General features: G+C 44.0%; 16 protein-coding genes. 11 read left to right on the top strand and 5 right to left on the bottom strand.

What is annotated here, in order from left to right:
- Positions 1-849: 849 nt before the first annotated feature.
- The gene (locus tag AC59JO_RS13755) at positions 850-1,086 is read right to left on the bottom strand and encodes a helix-turn-helix domain-containing protein (RefSeq protein ID WP_413666747.1); all 237 of its coding nucleotides are present in this window, start codon (positions 1,084-1,086) and stop codon (positions 850-852) included.
- A 926-nt stretch (positions 1,087-2,012) separates the two neighbouring features.
- Between AC59JO_RS13755 and crtID the strand changes: the two genes are divergently transcribed.
- The 11 genes from crtID to AC59JO_RS13700 are packed head-to-tail and all read left to right on the top strand — an operon-like array spanning position 2,013 to position 11,244.
- On the top strand, positions 2,013-3,530 hold the full coding sequence (crtID, locus tag AC59JO_RS13750) for a bifunctional phytoene desaturase/3,4-desaturase (protein WP_413666746.1): 1,518 nt from the start codon (positions 2,013-2,015) through the stop codon (positions 3,528-3,530).
- Entirely contained in the window at positions 3,527-4,363 is an 837-nt protein-coding gene (locus AC59JO_RS13745) for a phytoene/squalene synthase family protein (protein ID WP_091221228.1), read from the top strand. Before crtID ends, AC59JO_RS13745 begins: the two co-directional genes overlap by 4 nt.
- 38 nt (positions 4,364-4,401) lie before the next feature.
- On the top strand, positions 4,402-4,923 hold the full coding sequence (idi, locus tag AC59JO_RS13740) for an isopentenyl-diphosphate Delta-isomerase (RefSeq protein WP_497305938.1): 522 nt from the start codon (positions 4,402-4,404) through the stop codon (positions 4,921-4,923).
- A 1-nt stretch (position 4,924) separates the two neighbouring features.
- Positions 4,925-5,395, top strand: a complete 471-nt coding sequence (locus AC59JO_RS13735; RefSeq protein ID WP_497305936.1) for a sterol desaturase family protein — start codon at positions 4,925-4,927, stop codon at positions 5,393-5,395.
- Entirely contained in the window at positions 5,392-6,147 is a 756-nt protein-coding gene (locus AC59JO_RS13730) for a lycopene cyclase domain-containing protein (RefSeq protein WP_413666742.1), read from the top strand. Before AC59JO_RS13735 ends, AC59JO_RS13730 begins: the two co-directional genes overlap by 4 nt.
- Complete coding sequence (folE, locus tag AC59JO_RS13725; RefSeq protein WP_413666741.1) at positions 6,144-6,827, top strand: GTP cyclohydrolase I FolE; 684 nt, start codon at positions 6,144-6,146, stop codon at positions 6,825-6,827. Before AC59JO_RS13730 ends, folE begins: the two co-directional genes overlap by 4 nt.
- The gene (locus AC59JO_RS13720; protein ID WP_413666740.1) at positions 6,824-7,540 is read left to right on the top strand and encodes an SDR family NAD(P)-dependent oxidoreductase; all 717 of its coding nucleotides are present in this window, start codon (positions 6,824-6,826) and stop codon (positions 7,538-7,540) included. The genes folE and AC59JO_RS13720 overlap by 4 nt, the downstream gene beginning before the upstream one ends.
- A 1-nt stretch (position 7,541) precedes the next feature.
- Positions 7,542-8,204: a flavin reductase family protein gene (locus AC59JO_RS13715; RefSeq protein WP_497305933.1), complete on the top strand. Its 663-nt coding sequence runs from the start codon at positions 7,542-7,544 to the stop codon at positions 8,202-8,204.
- On the top strand, positions 8,201-9,448 hold the full coding sequence (locus AC59JO_RS13710; protein ID WP_413666738.1) for an NAD(P)/FAD-dependent oxidoreductase: 1,248 nt from the start codon (positions 8,201-8,203) through the stop codon (positions 9,446-9,448). Before AC59JO_RS13715 ends, AC59JO_RS13710 begins: the two co-directional genes overlap by 4 nt.
- Positions 9,448-10,515 carry an oxygenase MpaB family protein gene (locus tag AC59JO_RS13705; protein ID WP_413666737.1) on the top strand — a complete coding sequence of 356 codons (1,068 nt, stop codon included), beginning with the start codon at positions 9,448-9,450 and terminating at the stop codon, positions 10,513-10,515. The genes AC59JO_RS13710 and AC59JO_RS13705 overlap by 1 nt, the downstream gene beginning before the upstream one ends.
- Positions 10,516-10,554: 39 nt before the next feature.
- On the top strand, positions 10,555-11,244 hold the full coding sequence (locus tag AC59JO_RS13700) for a MarR family winged helix-turn-helix transcriptional regulator (RefSeq protein ID WP_413666736.1): 690 nt from the start codon (positions 10,555-10,557) through the stop codon (positions 11,242-11,244).
- Between the two features lie 400 nt (positions 11,245-11,644).
- Here AC59JO_RS13700 and AC59JO_RS13695 read toward each other — a convergent pair whose 3' ends face one another.
- The 4 genes from AC59JO_RS13695 to AC59JO_RS13680 all read right to left on the bottom strand — a co-directional run bounded on the left by AC59JO_RS13695 (position 11,645) and on the right by AC59JO_RS13680 (position 20,411).
- Positions 11,645-12,952, bottom strand: a complete 1,308-nt coding sequence (locus AC59JO_RS13695) for a paraquat-inducible protein A (RefSeq protein WP_413666735.1) — start codon at positions 12,950-12,952, stop codon at positions 11,645-11,647.
- Complete coding sequence (locus AC59JO_RS13690) at positions 12,939-14,027, bottom strand: paraquat-inducible protein A (RefSeq protein ID WP_497305930.1); 1,089 nt, start codon at positions 14,025-14,027, stop codon at positions 12,939-12,941. The genes AC59JO_RS13695 and AC59JO_RS13690 overlap by 14 nt, the downstream gene beginning before the upstream one ends.
- 798 nt (positions 14,028-14,825) lie before the next feature.
- On the bottom strand, positions 14,826-18,887 hold the full coding sequence (locus AC59JO_RS13685; RefSeq protein WP_497305928.1) for a chemotaxis protein CheB: 4,062 nt from the start codon (positions 18,885-18,887) through the stop codon (positions 14,826-14,828).
- 3 nt (positions 18,888-18,890) lie between these two features.
- A complete protein-coding gene (locus tag AC59JO_RS13680; protein WP_413666732.1) occupies positions 18,891-20,411 on the bottom strand; it encodes a GAF domain-containing protein in 1,521 nt (506 codons plus the stop codon).
- Between the last annotated feature and the right edge of the window lie 39 nt (positions 20,412-20,450).

The raw sequence follows: 20,450 nt of genomic DNA, 5'->3' as shown, positions 1-20,450 counted from the left end.
ATACCAATATCGGTATTGATTACGCTTTCAGTAAAGGCTACAGCGCGGTTATATTGAATATCGGCGAATCATTTTAACAATTTCATCTATTGTCTTCATTCTTAAATTTGTTTTATAAACTTACTATGCTGACTTTAAATGGATGAATTTGTGATCCCCGGTTATAAGTTGCCAAGACGGATTCCTAGTGGCAAAGTACAGTGACAAATCGGAGATAAACGGTAAAAACCTGTAACTACATTATTTTCGTTGAAGTCATTAGATACCAATCAATTCTGGAAAATGATTTACTTAAATCTGTAAAATCAGTTCCTGCCTATTTTCTAACCTTTTTTGGGACTATCTGTTCGGGATAGTAAGTAATTTATGACAAAAATCATGCAGATTAATGGTCCATTATGTTTCCAAATCGCGATTAGCTGTTATTTACCAGTCTTCCCCCACTAATTAATGGGACAAGCTGAACATATTAACTAGCTCGAGACAATCTTTTCACGGTTACATGCGTCCATAAAATTTGCTATGACTCTTTTTTGTCCCTCTAACGATGGCAGCAATAATAACCTTTCAATCTGCTTTCAGGTATGGGCAACACACTGATGGGTGCAGTTCTTCAGGTTGTCCCGAAGTTGCGGAACAATTCCCTCGTCGGGTAACTTCTCTGCATTTTTTACAAGTGCCGGCTCTGAGTCGGCACTTGTAAAATGTTCCTTTTACCGATGAAGAATAATTCATGTGTTATCGTTTTCCGACTGATTTTAATTAACTCGATTCGCGATAAACTTGTAAATAATAACTAAGAAGCCCAATTAAATTATTGAGGCAAATATTTAACCTAGCATGCTTCATTTATCGTTTAACAGAGAGAAAGATATCTTCATCACATCTAACCAAATCTGCCGGCGAAGTTTCAAGAACATTCGCTATCTCAATTAGCCTTTTAAGTGTAAGTTTCACGTTTCCAAGTTCTATTTTACTGAAAGTGTTTTGGGAAATTTTCATCTTATAAGCTACATACAACTGGCTGTAATTTTTAGCTATCCTAATATTTTTTATCCGGGCTGCAACAAGCTCCTCAGTAACCATAACAATACGTAAGTGCAGATATATTTACGTTCTCCCTGCGGATTTGGTTTTGTATGGTTACCTCAACAATCAAAAAGAAGGTCATTAAGAAAATTCTTATATCCAGGCGCGGCTATGTATCATCCGTTGCTCAGGTGCTAAGGTAAATTTATCCATGCCAAGGCGATGAATTTTGAAAAGTCGCTACTATTTTTACTTTTTGAAACGGACACTGACGGTTGCCGGTTAATTAAAAATGCCTTCACTCACTTTGGACATTGGTTGGTGCGAACAGAACGCTGCAGCCTATTATACGGAATGACCAATTTCTCAGCATAATAGTGTTTTTAGTTATCGCTTACAGTGACGTATATACTCGTTATTGCTGCCCAAAAAAGTTTCCGTTAATCTGATCCTCGAATATGCTCCCAAATCAGGTAAGGGCGGCAGGAAATTTATTCTTAAAGGCTTCCGGGGGCACCTGAAGTGAAAGACTGTAGTTAATAATATAAATTACGGGGAGAAATGACCTTCGACTGCAAGCAGCCAAGATATACAGACTGCATAGCAGGCGAATTATTACAGGTATTTTTTTTTTAATAAGCCGGCTCTGGGTGGACCGGCTTATAATACCTTTGATTAAACCACGGTCGTATCCCTACGTAGGATTCCCAGCACCAATGAAATTACTGCAATAATTAATAATATGTGAATTAGTTTAACAAACACGCAAAGAGACGAAGAAGATGACGAATAAAATTAAATCTGAAAAATAATCACTAAATAAGAAAGAAGAAGTCGAAAGACGTGTTTCATAATGTTTTCGGAAAAGGTAATTTAAAACCTTTCTGAATTAATACAAAAATATACTATTTACGAAAATATAGTATATAATTGAATTATATTTGACTTAAGAATTCAAATTAACCTGTTTCCTTAAATACCAAATGTTAAAGCCAAATCATATTGATCACACTATTCCTGGAAAAAAATCTTCTGTCGCTGTGATAGGTTCCGGATTTTCCGGCCTGAGTGCAGCTGCCTATTTAGCCAAAGCAGGACACCGCGTCAATGTTTATGAAAAAAACATTGAAATAGGAGGCCGCTCCCGTCAAATGGTTGAGGAAGGTTACACGTTTGATATGGGTCCGAGCTGGTACTGGATGCCGGAAGTGTTTGAGAACTTCTTCAATGATTTCGGTTATAAAGCGTCCGATTTTTATGAATTGAAACAACTTGATCCCGGGTTCACTATTGTCTTCGGAAAAAGCGATGTGTTAAATGTACCTGCGGACTACGCTGCTTTAGAGACGCTGTTTGAATCGATAGAGCCCGGAAGTTCCATCCAGCTTAAACTTTTCTTAGAAGAAGCAGCCTATAAATATCGCACAGGCATGAATAAGCTGGTACACAAACCCGGATTGTCTTTATTGGAATTTGCCGACTGGGATCTTATTAAAGGCGCATTTAAGCTACAGGTATTCAACTCTTTCGCCAAACATGTACGGCGGTTTTTCAAGGATCCGCGCTTAATCACCCTGATGGAATTTCCGGTGCTTTTTTTGGGCGCGATGCCGGAAGATACCCCGGCCTTATACAGCCTGATGAATTATGCGGGGCTTAAACTTGGCACCTGGTACCCTAAAGGTGGATTTGGTAAAGTCATCGAAGCGATGCAAAAAGTATGCGAAGCGCAGGGAGTTGTTTTTCATACCAATTCACCGGTAAGCCATCTGCAGGTTGCGAAGCAAAAGATCAAAAAGGCAGGCAGCAAACATGGCGAGAGCGATTACGATGGCGTTATTGCATCGGCAGACTATCATCATGTGGAGCAACAATTACTTGATGAAGCCAACAGGAACTATAGTGCCGACTACTGGGAAAAAAGGATAATGGCTCCTTCGAGCCTGATCTTCTTTTTAGGTGTAAATCTTAAGATCGAAAAACTGGAACACCACACTTTGTTTTTTGATGCGGATTTAAAGCTGCATGCGACAGAAATTTACAAAGACCCAAAATGGCCGACAAAACCGCTTTTTTATGTTTGCTGCCCCTCAAAATCAGACGATAGTGTAGCCCCCGACGGACATGAAAATCTATTCATCCTCATGCCGCTTGCACCGGGTATAGCAGATACCGAAGCATTGAGAACGGAATATTTCGGGTTAATTATGGAACGTTTGGAAGATTATACTGGTGTATCGATCAGAACCGCGCTTGACTATAAGAAAAGCTACTGTGTAAAAGATTTCAAGACAGATTACAATTCCTTTAAAGGGAATGCTTACGGCCTGGCCAACACATTAATGCAAACCGCGCACCTTAAACCTTCCATCAAAAATAAAAAGGTAAAGAACCTTTTTTATGCCGGGCAACTTACCGTTCCAGGGCCGGGAGTACCACCTTCAATTATTTCGGGTAAGGTTTCCGCTCAATTGCTAATACAATATCTTAACCATAAATGAAAGAACGATTTGATATCTTATCTGCTACGTGCAGCAGGGAAACAACCCGGCTTTACAGTACCAGCTTCTCCCTGGGGATATTATTTCTTAACAAGGAGGTACGTCATCCCATACACGCGATTTACGGCTTTGTAAGATTAGCCGACGAAATCGTGGACAGTTTCCATAATTATCCAAAATCACTTATGCTGGCAGAGTTAAAGGCTGACACCTTTACCGCTATCGAGCGTGGCATCAGTATTAACCCGGTAATTAATTCATTTCAACAGGTTGTCAACCAATTCAAAATCAATCACAACCTGATCATACAGTTTTTGAACAGCATGGAGATGGACCTTGGTGAACAATCTTATAATGCAGAAAAATACCAGCAATATATAATGGGTTCTGCCCAGGTAGTCGGACTGATGTGCCTGCACGTATTCACCAATGGCAATCAGGCCGAATTTGAGCGCTTGAGAATCCCTGCGATGAAATTGGGATCGGCTTTTCAAAAAGTCAATTTTCTCAGGGATGTAAACGCTGACTATGAGCAACTGAATCGCACCTACTTTCCGGATGTTGACCTGTCTGCATTTTCAGACGAGAACAAGCGTGCTATAGAACAGGATATTCTTTCAGAACTTAACGAAGCCCTGGAAGGGATCAGGGAGTTGCCACGTTCCTGCCGCAAGGGTGTTTACCTGGCTTACGTTTATTATAAGAAACTATTCGGGAAAATAGCGAAAGTACCGGCCGAAAAAGTAATGTCGGAAAGGATACGGGTATCAAACGGGCACAAGTTTTATTTAATGTTTGATTCACTGGTAAGGTACAAGTTGAATGTGCTTTAATCCATGATGAAAGATCTAGTAACCTAAATAAATAACAATTGGAAGATAACATAATTATAGTTGATACAGCCGGTAACGCTATTGGTGAAATAGATAAGATGGAGGCTCACATATCGGGAACGCTGCACCGCGCCTTCTCCGTTTTTGTATTCAACAGCAAAGGCCAGTTGCTGCTTCAGCAAAGAGCGTTGAATAAATACCATTCCGGCGGACTTTGGACTAACACGTGCTGCAGTCATCCGCGTGCAGATGAATTTACGCCGGATGCCGCTCATAGACGTTTGCGGGAAGAAATGGGAATGGATTGTGAACTGACCGAGTTATTTCAGTTCAGCTATCGTCATGAATTTGCGAACGGGTTAATCGAAAATGAATACGACCATGTTTTTATGGGCATTAGTGATGAGTTACCGTTGCCCAATCCTGCAGAAGTGGCAGGTTTCAGGTATATAGATACCGATCTGTTGATTTTTGAATTATTGGAACAGCCCGAGCAATATACAGCCTGGTTTAAAATATGCCTGGAAAAAGTATTGGAAATCTATCGTCAAATTATTTAAAATGAAATTGCTCATTAACATTGCGATTATATTATCTTCATTTTCAGGAATGGAAGGTGTGGCGTGGCTAACCCACAAATATGTGATGCATGGTATTTTCTGGCCGCTGCACCGTGATCACCACCTGAAAGAACATTACGGCTTTCTGGAACGTAATGACTTGTTCTTCCTGATCTTCGCGCTTCCAGGCATTGCCTGTCTTGCAGCAGGAACACTATATCGTTTGCCGGTATGCACTTGTATCGGCATAGGCATCACGCTTTATGGCGCTTGTTACTTTTTTGTACACGACCTGTTTATCCATCAGCGCATAAAAGTGCTGCGTAATTCAGAGAACCGTTACCTGAAAGCCATCCGCCGGGCGCATAAAATGCACCATAAGCATACGGGTAAATATGACGGCGAAAGCTTTGGTATGTTATGGGTATCCCGGAAATATTTCCGTAACACTTCAAAAAACAACCCGGCATGAGATTTATCTATCTGCTGATCGATCTTTTTTCGGTGCTGGTGCCCTTTCTTTTTTCATTTCACCCCAGCCTGAAATTTTATAAAAACTGGCGTTCACTTTTCCCGGCAATGTTCATAACAGGGGCAGTATTTATTTCCTGGGATATGTATTTCACTCACTTAAAAATATGGGGATTTAATCCTGTTTACCTCATAGGCATCTACATGGGTAACTTGCCTGTCGAAGAAGTGTTGTTCTTTTTTTGTATCCCTTACTCATGCGTGTTCACTTATGCTTGCTTAAATGCAATGCTCAAAAAAAACATATTTGCCCGTTATCAGATTAACATTAGTTCATTACTAATAGCCTTTTCTTTATTTATGGCAATCTGGTCTCATAAACAACATTACACGTGTTACACTTTCGCTGCTTTAGCTATCTTACTTTTTACCGCGCAGTTTATTTTAAAAGCAAGCTGGCTGTCAATGTTTTATAATACTTACTTGCTATTATTACTTCCTTTTCTCATTGTGAATGGTTTGCTGACTGGCACGGGCCTGGAAAACCCGGTAGTTTGGTACAACCCGGCACATATTATAGGCTTACGTATTTTGACCATTCCCGTTGAGGATATCTTTTATGGAATGGACTTGATCATACTAAATGTAATGATCTATACAGGTTTAAGCGCGAGGTTTTACCCTTGGTTTAAAAATCAGAGAAAGGCGATAAATAGCAAAAGCTCTTTAACTTATGTTAAAACAATTTCATGATAAAAAACGAAATATTGAATGACTTAACTTTAGCGCGGGTGGTAACCGATCTGGAGCAGGATCATTATAATGCTGCCTTTGACACACCTCTCCGTCCTGACGCTTTTGAACTGGACGATGATACCAAAATGGAACTGATTGCCAAACATTTTACAGCGATCATGGAAACTTTGGGGATGGATCTGGAAGATGACAGTTTGAAAGACACGCCTAAGCGGGTGGCTAAAATGTACGTGAAGGAGATCTTCAGCGGCTTGAACCCTGCTAATAAACCCAAACCCACCTTATTCAAAAATCCATTCAACTATAACCAGATGCTGGTGGAACGGAATATTGCTGTATTTAGTAACTGTGAGCACCACTTTGTACCTATTGTAGGTAAAGCCCACGTTGCCTATATCAGTAACGGGCAGGTGATCGGTTTATCAAAGCTTAACAGGATTGTTCAGTATTGTTCGCAAAGACCGCAGGTGCAGGAAAGACTCACCATGCAGATAGCCAATATGCTCAAAGAAGCATTGGGCACGGAAGATGTAGCGGTTATCATAGACGCGCACCATCATTGCGTATCCAGCCGTGGCATTCGGGACGCAGGCAGCACCACGCTTACAGGTGAATACAGCGGGCAGTTTTTAAATATCGAAACTAAGAATGAATTTTTAAGGTATATCGGATCATGAATTTCAACGGAAAAAATATCCTGGTAGTCGGCGGCAGTTCCGGCATCGGCCTGTCGCTGATTAAATTGCTTCATCAGCAGCAAGCCAATATTTATACGATATCAAGATCGGCATCAGCCGAGTGGCCGGAAGATATACATTTTTTAAAAGCCGACGTTTTAGAAAATTTGGATGTGGTAGAAATGTACCTTCCTGAGCAATTGCATGGCCTGGTTTATTCGGTTGGAAGCATCACCCTGAAACCGTACAACAGGTTGACTGCCGAAGACTTTTTGAAGGATTTCCATCTGAATGTTTTAGGTGCAGCACGAATGATCCAGCAAGCTATTAAGCCTATAAAAAATGCCGCCGGTTCATCTATCGTGTTGATCAGCTCTGTCGCTGCCAAAACAGGCATGCCTTACCATGCAAGTATAGCAGCGGCAAAAGGTGCAGTTGAAGGTATGGCTCTTTCTTTAGCAGCAGAGCTTGCTATCCAGCAGATCAGGGTTAACGTGGTGGCGCCCTCATTAACAGATACGCCGCTCGCTCAAACGCTGTTGAGCACACCTGAAAAAAGGGAAGCCGCTGCTAAACGTCATCCCTTAGGAAAAACTGGTCGCCCCGAAGATATCAGCAGACTTATTGCATTCCTATTATCGGACCATAGCAACTGGATGACAGGGCAGGTTATTGGCTTAGATGGCGGCTTAGGTAAATTGAAAACAAGTTGATATGCAGCATATAAAAAGCGAACAGATCTATCAGCTGGAAAAGCGATACCGTACAAGCCTAATCAATAGCCTAATAGGCTACCGCGCGCTCAATCTTCTGGGCACAAGCAGCAGAGATGGTATCTCCAACCTGTGTATCATCAGTTCTGTTTTCCATTTGGGTGCCAACCCGCCGCTCATTGGGATGGTTATCCGACCAGAACGTGAGCACAATGACACCCTGCGCAACATAAGGTCAACAGGCCAATATACCCTTAATAACGTATTGCCTGACTGGTATAAACAGGCACACCAAACCAGTGCCAGTTATCCTTCCGGCGTTTCAGAATTTGACACCTGCCATTTCAAAAAGCATTATTTAAAAGATTTCAAAGCACCTTTTGTTGCAGCATCCAACATAAGGACGGGACTCGAACTGCGTGAGATGATCGAGTTGGAAGTTAATGGAACAACGATTGTAATCGGTGAAATCCTACACATACTAACAGAAGATAGCCTGATCGGGCCAAATGGAACGATAGATCACGGTAAAGCAGAAACCATTACGGTAGCCGGGTTGGATACTTATTATCTGCCGAAAGCTGTCGGAAAACTTGCATATGCCAAGCCTGGCGTTGAGCCGCACTTATCAGGCACTAACATTAAACCAAATGCTGAGCAATGAAAAAAGATGCTGAAGTGATCATAATCGGCGCAGGTATCGCAGGTTTAACGGCCGCCAAAATATTGAAGGCTGCTGGAAAATCTGTACTCCTACTGGAAGCCTCTGATGGCGTGGGTGGCCGGGTACGGACAGATGAAATCGAGGGTTTCCTGCTTGACCGTGGGTTCCAGGTTTTTTTAACGGCTTATCCCGAGGCCAAAAACTTATTAGACTATAAGGCGCTGGAACTTTGCAAATTCGATCCTGGCGCAATTATTATGAACAGGGATGGTATCACTACTTTAGGTGATCCAGCCAGGCAGCCAGGTTCGTTAGTGAGCACTTTGTTGTCTTCAGCCGCTACATTTACTGATAAATTACGCATGCTCCGGTTAAAACTAAAATTGGCTGGTAAAAGTATAGATGAGATATTTTCAGAACCGGAGATCACCACTACAGAATACCTGAAAAAGGAAGGTTTTAGCGGAACGATCATGAACCAGTTTTTCCGGCCTTTTATGACAGGAATATTTCTCGAAGGCAGGCTAAGTACTTCCAGCAGAATGTTTGAGTTTGTTTTTAAAATGTTTAGCGAAGGCAATGCTGCTGTCCCATCCAAAGGAATGGGCATGATACCTAAACAACTTGCCGAATGCCTTTCTTCACAGGAACTGCTGTTTCATCAAAATGTATCAGCAGTTAATGGCGGCTCGGTGACAACAACAGATGGGGTTGTATATCAGGCTAACTATGTTTTGATCGCTACCGATCCTCTACATTCCCCCATAGGTAATAGAAATTCGAAAATTGAACACCACTCCGTTAGCAATATGTATTTCACCGCTAAAAAAAGACCGTTTGAAAAGCCTCTTATAGCTTTAAATACATTACCGGGAAAAATCGTAAATAACATAGCGGTAATGGATCGTATTTCCACTCGGTATTCTAAAAACGGTGATACTTTAATTTCACTGTCGCTGATCGGGGATCATTCTAAAGCCAACCAAAACGAACTCCGGGAAAATGTGGTTAACGAATTGAAATTCTGGTATCCCGAAGCCGTCAGCTGGAAGCATTTAAAAACCTACCATATTGATTATGCACTGCCCAATGACGACCACATAACTAATGAACCTGATTATACAACCATGTCGGTAAATGCCCAATGCTTCACCTGTGGTGATTATTTGATGAATGGCTCGATTAATGCGGCTATGAAAAGTGGCAGGCTGGCTGCAGAGGCCATGATAAATACCATGTGTTAATGCTGAATCATAATTTATATAGCAATGAACTTTTAGACCGTAAACGGCTGCTCGGCGACGCGCAGGCGGATGAATTTATACGTTATGTTTTTAGCGATCCGGCAAAGAAAAAGCAATTACAGGACTGGATGAGTGGCGCTTCTGGTACTTTACACTTGAATTTAATACAAGATACCTTTCCGGGTTTTGCCTTTATTGATAAAGCTACGGAACTGCCCACATGGGCACAGCCACGGCTGATGAAAACCGGCGCTGTTTTCTTTGCCCAGCATTCAGAGATCATTATGAGTTTACTCGGGTTGTTATCATTACCCTATTGTTATAACGCAGCCAATGGCGCAATGGTGCTATACTTGTCAGAACTGATCCGCAAGCAAACCACCAAAAGGCTTTTTGATACCGCTGTTTTTGTTTGGGAAGTAATGGGGCCGGATGCTTTCAGTAAAAACGGAAGCGCTTTTGAAGAAATTTTAAAAGTGAGGATAATGCATGCGGCCGTTCGTTACTACACGCTGCAAAGCGGAAAATGGAACGATAGCTGGGGATTGCCCATTAACCAGGAAGACATGGCCGGAACAAACCTGTCATTTTCGCTGATCGTAATTCGCGGGTTACGAATGCTCGGTTACAGCGTAAGCCAGGAAGATCAGGTAGCGTTTATGCATATCTGGGCAGTGGTAGGTTACTTGTCCGGATTAGATGAAGACCTGATCCCTGAAAATTCCAAAATGGCTCAGCAATTGAATATTATAATTAAACGAAGGCAATTCTCTGTTTCCGTCCATGGACGGGAATTGGCACAATCCCTGACCAATCATATTCTCTCGGTTAATAAAAGCAGCGCTACGGCCAATGACATATTGGGTTTAATGCGATACCTCCTCGGTAAAGAGGTAGCAGACATGCTTGCCATCAATGCACCTGAACTGCCCCTATACAAACTCAAGCTGATCAAAACACTCAACCTGCTTAAAAGCCTCAAACCGCATGGTGACGCAAAAAAAAATTACCGAACAGCATACGCTGCGTTCAAAACACAAAAACCGGAACTCATTAAAAGAGGCTAAATTTGAACTATGAACTGATACGCTTAAATTTACCGACGCATGAAATCATACCAACTTATTCATCAACTGATCAATCTTGTGGCCGAAATGGAAGAAGAGAACCAGGGACGGGAAGCATCGATACAGGATTTTACAGGTTTTCTGCTGAATAAAGTTGCTGGGCCCTCCGGCCGCAATCATAGCAGTGAGGTCAGGTTTGGCGACAACGACAACGCCGCTTTGGACATCGCCTATCAACTCGATAATAATATCGGACGCCTATTTGTCTTCATGAGCCGCTACGCGAAATCTTATATAAAAAAAGCACTGGAAGGCACGCCCCTGCAAACCGCCGAGGATTTTACCGCCCTTGCGATCCTTTTAACGCATACCCACTTGTCAAAAAGTGAACTGATCAGCTATAATCTACAGGAAAAAACATCGGGTACGGAGGTGCTCAGACGTTTGATCGCCCACGGTTTGGTAAGACAATGGGACGATGAAAAGGATAAAAGAAGTAAACATATTGCCATTACGGATAAGGGGAAAATACTATTATTTCAGATATTCGAACATACCAGCTATGTGGGTACGATCATCACCGGCAGATTAACTATCAGTGAGAAATTCACGTTACAATATCTTTTACAAAAGCTGGAAAACTTTCATTTGGAACACTACGAAAAGAAGACCATAATTAATAAGGAAGACCTTAAAAAGATAGCAGCGGAAATTACACCTGAACAATGAACTTCTGAGCGTAAACACCGCAGATACAATCCTGTCATTAAAAAGGTCGGTGAAGAGCGAAAAATCTGAATACTTTTTTCAGCGTTCGCATAACCGCCATTAGCTGAACCTCCTGATATTAGTAACCTGTGATGCGTTGGTTTCCGAGATTGCGATCGTGCCAGCGTATCCTCAAACTTGACCAGCGATCCCGGCTAAATGACTTCTGTGTCTAAAGAAGCGAGCTGCACATGGCGTATAAACAGGCCGATGCTAACTGATAAGCTGGTGCCTCCATAAGACTAATAAACAAAAAATAGAACTGCTGATGAGCTTTCACCTATATATAAACTCATCTGGTGTGGGAACCGAGGCTGACCGCCATTCTGAAATGTTCGGCGCTGTATGTTATGCGAAGCTTTCAAATCCCGTCATGGGGTGAAACCTGTTTTAAAATATAAGAAAGCAGGGCGGCGAACAACACATAGCCTGCGAATATAAAATAGCCCGGCTGCAATGAGGTACCGTTCGCCGTGACCACGTTTAACAATGCGCTGTGGATATTCAAGCCGAACAGCTGGCTTTTCAGGATGCCGTTCAGACCGATATAGGTCATCAGCATACCGACGATCATCACATCGGACATGTCCCATTTACCCAGTTCGAAGGTCAGGTAGCGGACGATGCCCTTACGGCCTGTCTTTTTGGGGCTAAGTACGTATATGCATTTGGCGATCAGGCGCAATAAGGGCAGGATCAGTATGAACAGCAAAATGAGCGCCCCAACCAAAATGGCATCGGGTTTGGATTGCGCGATGAGGGTTTCAACGATCCCTAAAATACTTTTGCTCTGGTAAAAAAGTACCTGGTTCTTAAATTCCACTTTACCGTTCAGCAATTCCAGATCCAGCGACTGGATACGCGCATCCACCTCGATGACCGGTAACAGGCTGCCGGTAACGAGCATCACGAACGCGAACAATAATGCGAAAATGAATAAGGGTGTTTGCAGGTGCACCTGCTTGCGCAGGGTAAACCACAATACCAGGGCCGCCAGTACGCAGCCCAGCATCACGCAAACGTATTGGATGAGTTGTATTTTCAGGACAGCGAGCCTTTGATCAATACGCTGGTTAAACGTGACCGGATCAGACACCTTGTATTTTTTATAGACATATTTGGTGACTGTGTAATTGGCCACACTCACACTGTCATAGATCTGGCTCGTCAACTGGTCTACCTTGCTTCCGGCAATGTTTTTCAGGCGTTTTTCGCTCTCCGGGCTGCTGATTTTGGCCACAATGGTTTTGGCAAAAGGCCTGACCTGGGCCTGTAGTTCGGCAGAGTCCACCAATGTATTAAAAGCCAGTTTTTTCAACTTGCCGCCCAGTCCTTTCTGCGGCTGGTTGATCTCGGCTACCGTTTTACTCACCAGTTCATGCATTTCCTTTTCAACCATCAGCAGGAGATCTTTTTGCTGAGTTTTCGTGATATGATAATCCTGTATCTGGTTGCTCAGCACATCGGTGATCCGGTCACGCCACTGGTCGATGGAGAATAAACCGAAGGTCACACTGTTGGACAGGCTGTAATCCTCTTTAACCTGCTCGCGTTCGGTGGAAATACTAGCCAGCCGGTAACCTGAATAAGCGGCCCCGCTCAGCAACACACCAAGCCCGGCAAGCAGGATGACATTTAAAATGGTATATTTCTTTTTAATGGCTGTCATGAGGGGTAATGTATTTCAGGATGGTAGATAGGATCAGCCCGTACAAGACGAAACTGATAAAGATAATATAGCCGGGCTGCAAAGCCGTGTTATTGGTAGTGATCAGCGTCAGGTTCTGACCGCGGATATTCAGCATCGCGAGCTGTTTGTCCAAAAGACCGTTCAAACCGATATAGGTCATCAATATGGCGATCACGATCACGTCGGCCATACTCCATTTTCCCGACTGGAAAGCGAAGTATTTGATCACCTTATTTTCCGCTATTTTTCGCTTGCTCAATAAATGAATACCTGTAGATGTAAGCTTCATAACCGGAAAAAGGATACTGAAGCAAAGTATCAGTACACCGACCGCGATAGAATCGGCAGCGGGTTGTTTTATTAAGACCTCTACCACGCCCAGAATGCTTTTACTCTCATAAAAAAGGACCTGGTCTTTAAAGGAAACGTGTTCACCCAGCAGCATAAAATCCAGCGTTTTGATCCGGCAGTCCACCTCGATCATCGAAGCGCTCAATCCCGCCGCCAGTAATACAAAAGCGAATAACAACGACAGGATGAACAGCGTCCCATGCAGTTCGGTTCGCTTGCGCAAAACCCACCATAAAGCCAATACAGCGAGGATACAGCCGAGCATCAGGAAGCAGTAATGATACATAGCCACACGGATCTCTTCCAGCATCCGGTCCAGTTTTTCATTTAATTGTTCTTTGGAATGAACCTGGTATTTGCGGTACATCCGGTCAAAGAGGGCGTGATTAACCCGCAAAGTACTGTCTATGCTTTCAGTGTGCTGCAGCTGGGTAAATTTACCCATCGCCAGGTTGCTCAGCTTATTCTTTTGATTCGGGTTGTCAGCCTTGACGATGATCTTCCTGGCGAAATCCGGAACCTGCGCCTTGATCTTATCGGTTTTGACAAAAGTCTTAATGGCCAGTTTGCGGATCTTTCCGGCCAGGCTTTGGGGTTTCTTTTCGACCATTGCTTCGGCCTTGTTGATGAGCGCGTAAAGCACCGATTCCACCTCCGCTTGTAATTCCTGTTTTTGTTTGGGTGTCAGTTTGAAATGTTTCACCTGACGGTTGACAATACCCGAGACCTCGTCCCGCCATTGATCAACGGACAATAAGCCATAAGAAATATTGTTGACGGTGGAATGATCCAGCTTGATCATTTCCTGCCTGGCCGATAGGTCGTGTAACCGGTAACTGAAAAACCCCTCAAAGCCGAGCAGAATAGAGAGGCCGAAGATCAGTAGTAACTGGGGTAAGTGTTTTCGAATAGCCAAAGTAAACTGTAAAAAATTCGCGTGATCATTGGATCGCTATTCAGACATATAATATCATGCCATATCTTTATACAGGATCGAGACGGACGGTTTCCCTTGTTTCTGTACTTTTTTCCGAACAAACTTTCAGGTCAACCGGCTCTCCAAAATCTCCGCCCGCTCTCTGGTTTATCATTATTGATCAGCCAGCGACACCGCTGTTAAATCCCGCCACAAATTCCTCAAGCCCAACTTGCTGCCCACATTGTCCCGGCGACTAAGAATTAGCTATAATAACACAGGTTCGTATAGGCCGTCATGAGACCTGTTTATCCTGCGGCAGGCAAGCCGACAGCATACTTTGTCTGTATCGTTCACGCAAAACACTTGTTCATCCAAATTTAGGCCGTTCGAAGTCAGAGCGAAAATGCCATGGCGTCCTTTTCTGCCCGGGAAGTCTCAAACGATAGCGTTTACATCGAAGTCATCTTATTATTCCTGAACAGGCCCCTGCTTTTGATCAGCGAGCCGAGCCCTATCTGAAGACATAATATTCCGGGATGCAAACCGGTAATAATAACTCCGGTTTTATAAACAGCTGAACTATTAAATTTGAACGGGGACACTAAACCAGAACGTTGAGCCTTTCCCCTCCTGACTTTCTACTCCTATCTTACCGTGATGCCGCCTGACGATTTCTGAACAAATGTACAATCCGAGTCCTAAACCCGCAAAGTGCGTGGATGATTCCTGCACACGATAAAAGCGGTCAAACAGAAATTCACGTTTATTCTCAGGTATACCTATTCCGAAATCTTTGACCTTTACGCAGAATTGCCCACCGGCTATTCCGCATCGAATTTCAACCCGATCATTATTGGGCGAATATTTGATGGCATTGGTCAGAAAATTATTGATCACCTGTTCCAGGCGGGCCCGGTCGGCAGTAATCTCGGCCCTCTCCGCGTATTCAAACACCAAGTTATGGGCACCACCCTGTGCCCGAACCTCCTCAATACTCTCACGCACCATAGCTATCGCATCAAAACGCTCGTAGTTCAATTGCAGCTTGCCTTCCTGAATCTTGGTTACGTCCAGCAGATCATCCAGCAAGACCGTAAGTTTACCGGTTTGTTTTTCAGCTTTGTCGATGAAAGATACCATTGGATCTTTCTTATCCATTCCGGCAGCCATGCGCTGTAGAATTTGCAACGAACCTTTCAGACTGGTAACCGGAGTTTTCAATTCGTGGCTCGCAACGCTCATAAACTCATCCTTTTTACGCATTAGTTCTTCCGTCGCTGCCTGGGCTCTGATGAGGTTATTTTCGGTTTCTTTTTGTTTGGTGATATCAATGATTGATCCCACCAGCCGATAAGGTGTACGAAATTCATCTTCGAGTATACTCCCCCGGTCAAGTATATAAGCATACGTATCGTCAGCTTTCAGGAAACGATATTCTGCTGACCAGTTTTTTTCATGGTGATTAATGGCCCTATAAACGCCATCCTGCACCCGCTGCCGGTCATCGGGATGAATCTTATCGAACCAGAAACCGATACTGTTAGTTTCGTCGTCGCGCTTATAGCCAAACATGAGCGTGAAGTTTTCACTGCGCCACATGGTATTATTGATCAGGTTCCAGTCCCAGATCGTGTCATTGGTGGCCTTAGCAACCAGGTTGAAACGTTCTTCGCTTTCTGTAAGTTTGCGTGTACGCTCAAAAACCCGGTCCTCCAACTGATTGTTTAAGGTTTTCAGGCCCTCGCGGGCTGTAATCAGTTCGTGATAATTCCTGCGTAGTTTTTGTTCCGCATTGCGCCTGTCGGTTATATCCGTCAGACTAATCACGAAGCCATCGTCCATTTTAGCTGTAACAACCTGATACCACTGATTGTTAACAGTCTGAAGCTCGGTTTGCAATGGCTTTCCGCCCTCCGCTACCTTGGCAAACTGTTCAAAAGTAATGGTTTGATACAGATCAGCGAAAGCCTTGACAGAAGGTTGTTCATCCATCTGCTCCGCCTGCTTTTCCGACAAAGCTAATGCAGCGCTGTTATAAGCGATACATTTGAAATCAGTGATCTTGCCGTTGTGGTTGCGTTCTCCCTTGAAAGCGAGGATCGCAGCCGAGCTGGCATTGAATACGCCGGAAATTATATTATTCAGCTCCGTTACCACCGAAATATCAATAAAGGTGATCACCACCCCATCCCGCTGTCTATCTTTCCGGATGTAAGGCATTATGCGCATCAGGTAGTTTTTACCATCTTTTACCCTGATTTCTTTTTCTACTACCCGTTCATTTGACAATACCGTATGGATATCATTCACCAGCTGGTCGTATTGAATGTTACTGGAAATATGGCTGATCGGTCGCCCTACATCAGCGTCGATCAGGTTAACGATCTTCACGGCCGCCGGATTGAATTTACGGATTCGCATGCCGGCGTCGATAAAGATCTGGCCGATGTCAGTGCTCTTAAAATAGTTGTCCAGGTCATCGTTCAGTTCAACCAATTCGCGAATCTTGACTTGATGTTCGGTGTTCAGTGTATGTAGTTCCTCGTTCAGGCTTTGCAGCTCTTCATTACCTGATTGCAGTTCTTCATTTGCCGACAGCAATTCTTCATTGCTGGATTGCAGCTCCTCATTGGTGGTTTCCATCTCCTCCATCGCCATTTGCAGATTGGCGCGGGTTTCGTTCAGTTCGGCTTCCACTTCGAGAATATGCTCTTGCTGTTGCGCTGTTCCCATGACCGGCAGAGCGATGCCTTCTTTTGTTCCGGGCTCGGCCTGCGTTTCCGTGAACATCAATAAGGTGCGAGCGTCGGAGCCATTGTCCACGGGAGGTTTTACAGTGATCTGCAGGAACATTTCCTCTGATTCCCTTTTAACACGGATTTTATTTAAATAAGTCTTTTTATTCTCCTTCCATGCCCGGCGGATGGCGGTATTCAATAACAGCGCCACATCGCGGCCTACCAGGTTGAGGATATTCAGGTCCAGCTTTTTCTCAGGTAAATTCAGGTACCTGCGGTAATTACCTATAGTATCCCTGACCGTGAAGCTTTTGTCAATAAAAATAGCAACGGCATCAAATTCTTCGGTGACCAGCTCCAGGAAATCGTGTTCTATGGTTTTTACTTGCGAAACAAGTTTGGCCACTTTTTTCTCCGGTACTTTCAACGATGGCGTAGCTGCCGTGTAGGTATGATGCAGGCCGTAACTGATCGTCCCCGATTTCTGATAGACCTTCCATTTGCTGCTGATCTCGGTTATTCCTTCCTTTATACTGGCTGCATTCTCGCTGGAGCCCAGGAACAAAAAACCACCATTATTAAGTGCATAATGAAACGTAGCCACCACTTTTTGTTGCAGGAGGCTATTCATATAGATCAACATATTGCGACAGGTCACCAGGTCGTTTTTAATGAAGGGCGGCGACTTAATCACATTGTGCCGCGCGAACACGATCTGTTTACGGATAGAAGGAATAACAGAATAGCCTTTGCGGTCTTTTACAAAATATTTTTTGAGTAAGGCTGGAGGTATTTCTTTAGCCACTGTCAGCGGATAAATATTCCTCCCGGCGATCTCGATGCTTTTCTCATCTACGTCGGTCGCAAAAATCTTTACCTCCAGGTTCTTACCGGCCTGCATTAAACAATCGTTGATCAACACCGCGACAGAGTAAGCCTCCTCCCCGGTGCTGCAGGCACAAACCCAGACTTTAAGCAAATCATCTTCCTGCTTTTGACGGATCAGTTCCGGGATAATGTCTTTGGCCAATACTTCGAATGCCGCTTTATCACGAAAAAATTTGGTGACCCCAATCAGGAAATCTTTGGCAAGTAAGGTTACTTCCCCAGCATCCTGGTGAAGAAGCGCCACGTAGTCCCTGATATTTGAGACTTCCACCGCAGCCATACGCCGGGCGATTCGGCGGAGGATGGTCGGCGTTTTATATAAATTAAAATCCTGGTCGCTGTTCTGGCTAACTAACTGAAACAATTCGTTCATCAGGTTGTCGTCCAACTGATCCGGTGCCAGTTCGGGCGCAAATTTTTGCTGCACGAAGTGGTGCAGTTCCAGATGCATTTTAGCTGGCGGCAAAATAAAATCGGCGTTGCCGGAAGTAATAGCGCTGTTGGGCATGCCGTCAAATTTCGCCGATGCAGGTTCCTGTACCATGACCATGCCTCCAGCTTCTTTAACTGCTTCTATACCTTTGGTCCCATCGGTGCCCGTGCCCGAAAGAATGATTGCAACCGCTTTGTCGCGCTTTTCTTTGGCCAGGCTGAAAAAGAAGGTATCTATCGCGGTGTTGGGTGTCTTATCTTTTACTTTATCCACCAGTTTCAACTGATTTCCTTTAATGGTCATCAATTTTTTTGTCGGCATAATGTAAACACAGTTCCGCTGCAGCTTCTCGTCATTAGCCGCTTCCACAACCTTCATGCGCGTATGCTTGGACACCAATTCAGCGAGCAGGCTTTTGTAATCCGGGGACAAATGCTGAATAACTACAAAAGTGAACCCCGAATTGTCAGGCATGTGGTCAAAAAATTCGTGAATCGCTTCAAGGCCGCCTGCTGATGCCCCAATGGCCACGATATAGCGGTCGTTTGCTCTTCCTTCAGAAAATGTTAAGGTCTGCCTGGCCACGCGTTAATTATAATTAGCTTGTTTTGTTTTGAACTCATAAATAAATGTGCGAAGGTTTTCCGCCGTATCCAATTCCTGTTTATTCCAGGCCTCGGCAGTTTGGTAAACTTGTTCCTTCCATATTTTAAAGGAGGCTCTCGGATGGTACTTGGTACCGTCAGGATCAAAATTGATCGTTTTCCCCGGATTGCCGCCCCAGTTGATCGTTTGCACCACTTCAGGACGGAATGCGAGCAGGTATTCACCGCGCTCTTTATCAATCGGGATCGCCATTAAGCCACTGGCAATGGCTGTAAAAGGGACGATTTCGTCAAAAAGCTCCGGCAGTCGATCGGTACTAAAAACACCATCCGTATTTTTGTTTTGGAGCCAAAGCAATAAATTTTCAACTGTGTCCTTTTCAGGAACATCGCCTGTAACATGATAAATACCCTGATAAACGGCAATTGCTCCGGTCGCCCGGAATGCGGCCATGAAATTGATGCCTTGTTCAGGCATCAATCCGGCAAGCACGTCTTGTGCTGCGTAAACCTGGGCTATCAAACCGGTTTGCTGCCTTTGCAGTTCGCGTTCCCGCTCGAAAACATCCTTATTTAAGATTGCGGCTATGCGGTTGGAAATCACAGAAGAGACCAACTCACATACCGAACACAACTCAAAATTTAAATAATGCGGTGTCTGGTGATGGCAAGCGATCAGCCCCCAGAGCGTATTATTGTATATGACGCGTATGGACATGGATGCATCCACGTTCATATTTTTCAAATACTCCAGGTGCACGGCGGCTACCCCGCGCAGATTGCAGTCGGAAAGATCGATAAAAGCGTTGGTAACCGGATTAATCACGGGGTAAAGCCGTACCGGCAGATATTCCCTGTCGGGAATCAACCGGTAAGAATTTTTCAGATATAGCTCGCGCGCCTGTTTAGGCACATCCGACGCGGGGAAAGTATGCCCCAGATAATGTTCAAGGTCTCCTTCTTTCTCCTCTGCGATAACCGTTCCGTTCCAATCTTCATCAAATCGGTACATCATTACCCCGTCAAACCCGGTTATTTTTCGTAGTTCATGGACGGCTGTCCGGCTGGCATCTTCTATCGTCTCTGCAGCTTCGATAGCCGCCATGGCATATTTTACTTCCTCATAAACATTGGTGAAAGAGCGTTCAACCGGCTGGTCAGCGCCTTCGATCTCCAGTATGATAAGAGCGTCTTTGAAATGGGCGAGCGCCAACAGCCGCCGGCCGGAGATGCTCAGCGTCAGGGGGATTTTTTCTTTAGAACGCCCGGCAAAGCGTCGCTGCAAATCCTTTAATTGTTCCACATCAGCAAACTTTCCCAATTCCTTACCCGTAATTTCATGAAAATCTTCCTGAAACAAATCGGTACAATTTTCACTGAGCTGGAGAATGTGGAAACTGACCTGATCAAGGACAAGCAGGTAACCGTAAGATTGAATCACATTGATGTAGTTCAGGGGCAGACTGCCGCAAAATTCCGAATCGTAAGTTGTCTTCTTAGCCATCAAGCATATCGTTTTTAACCGGCACTTACCTGTAATTGT

The sequence above is a fragment of the Mucilaginibacter sp. A5337 genome, from assembly GCF_059690695.1.
This window is presented reverse-complemented; position numbering and strand designations above follow the sequence as displayed.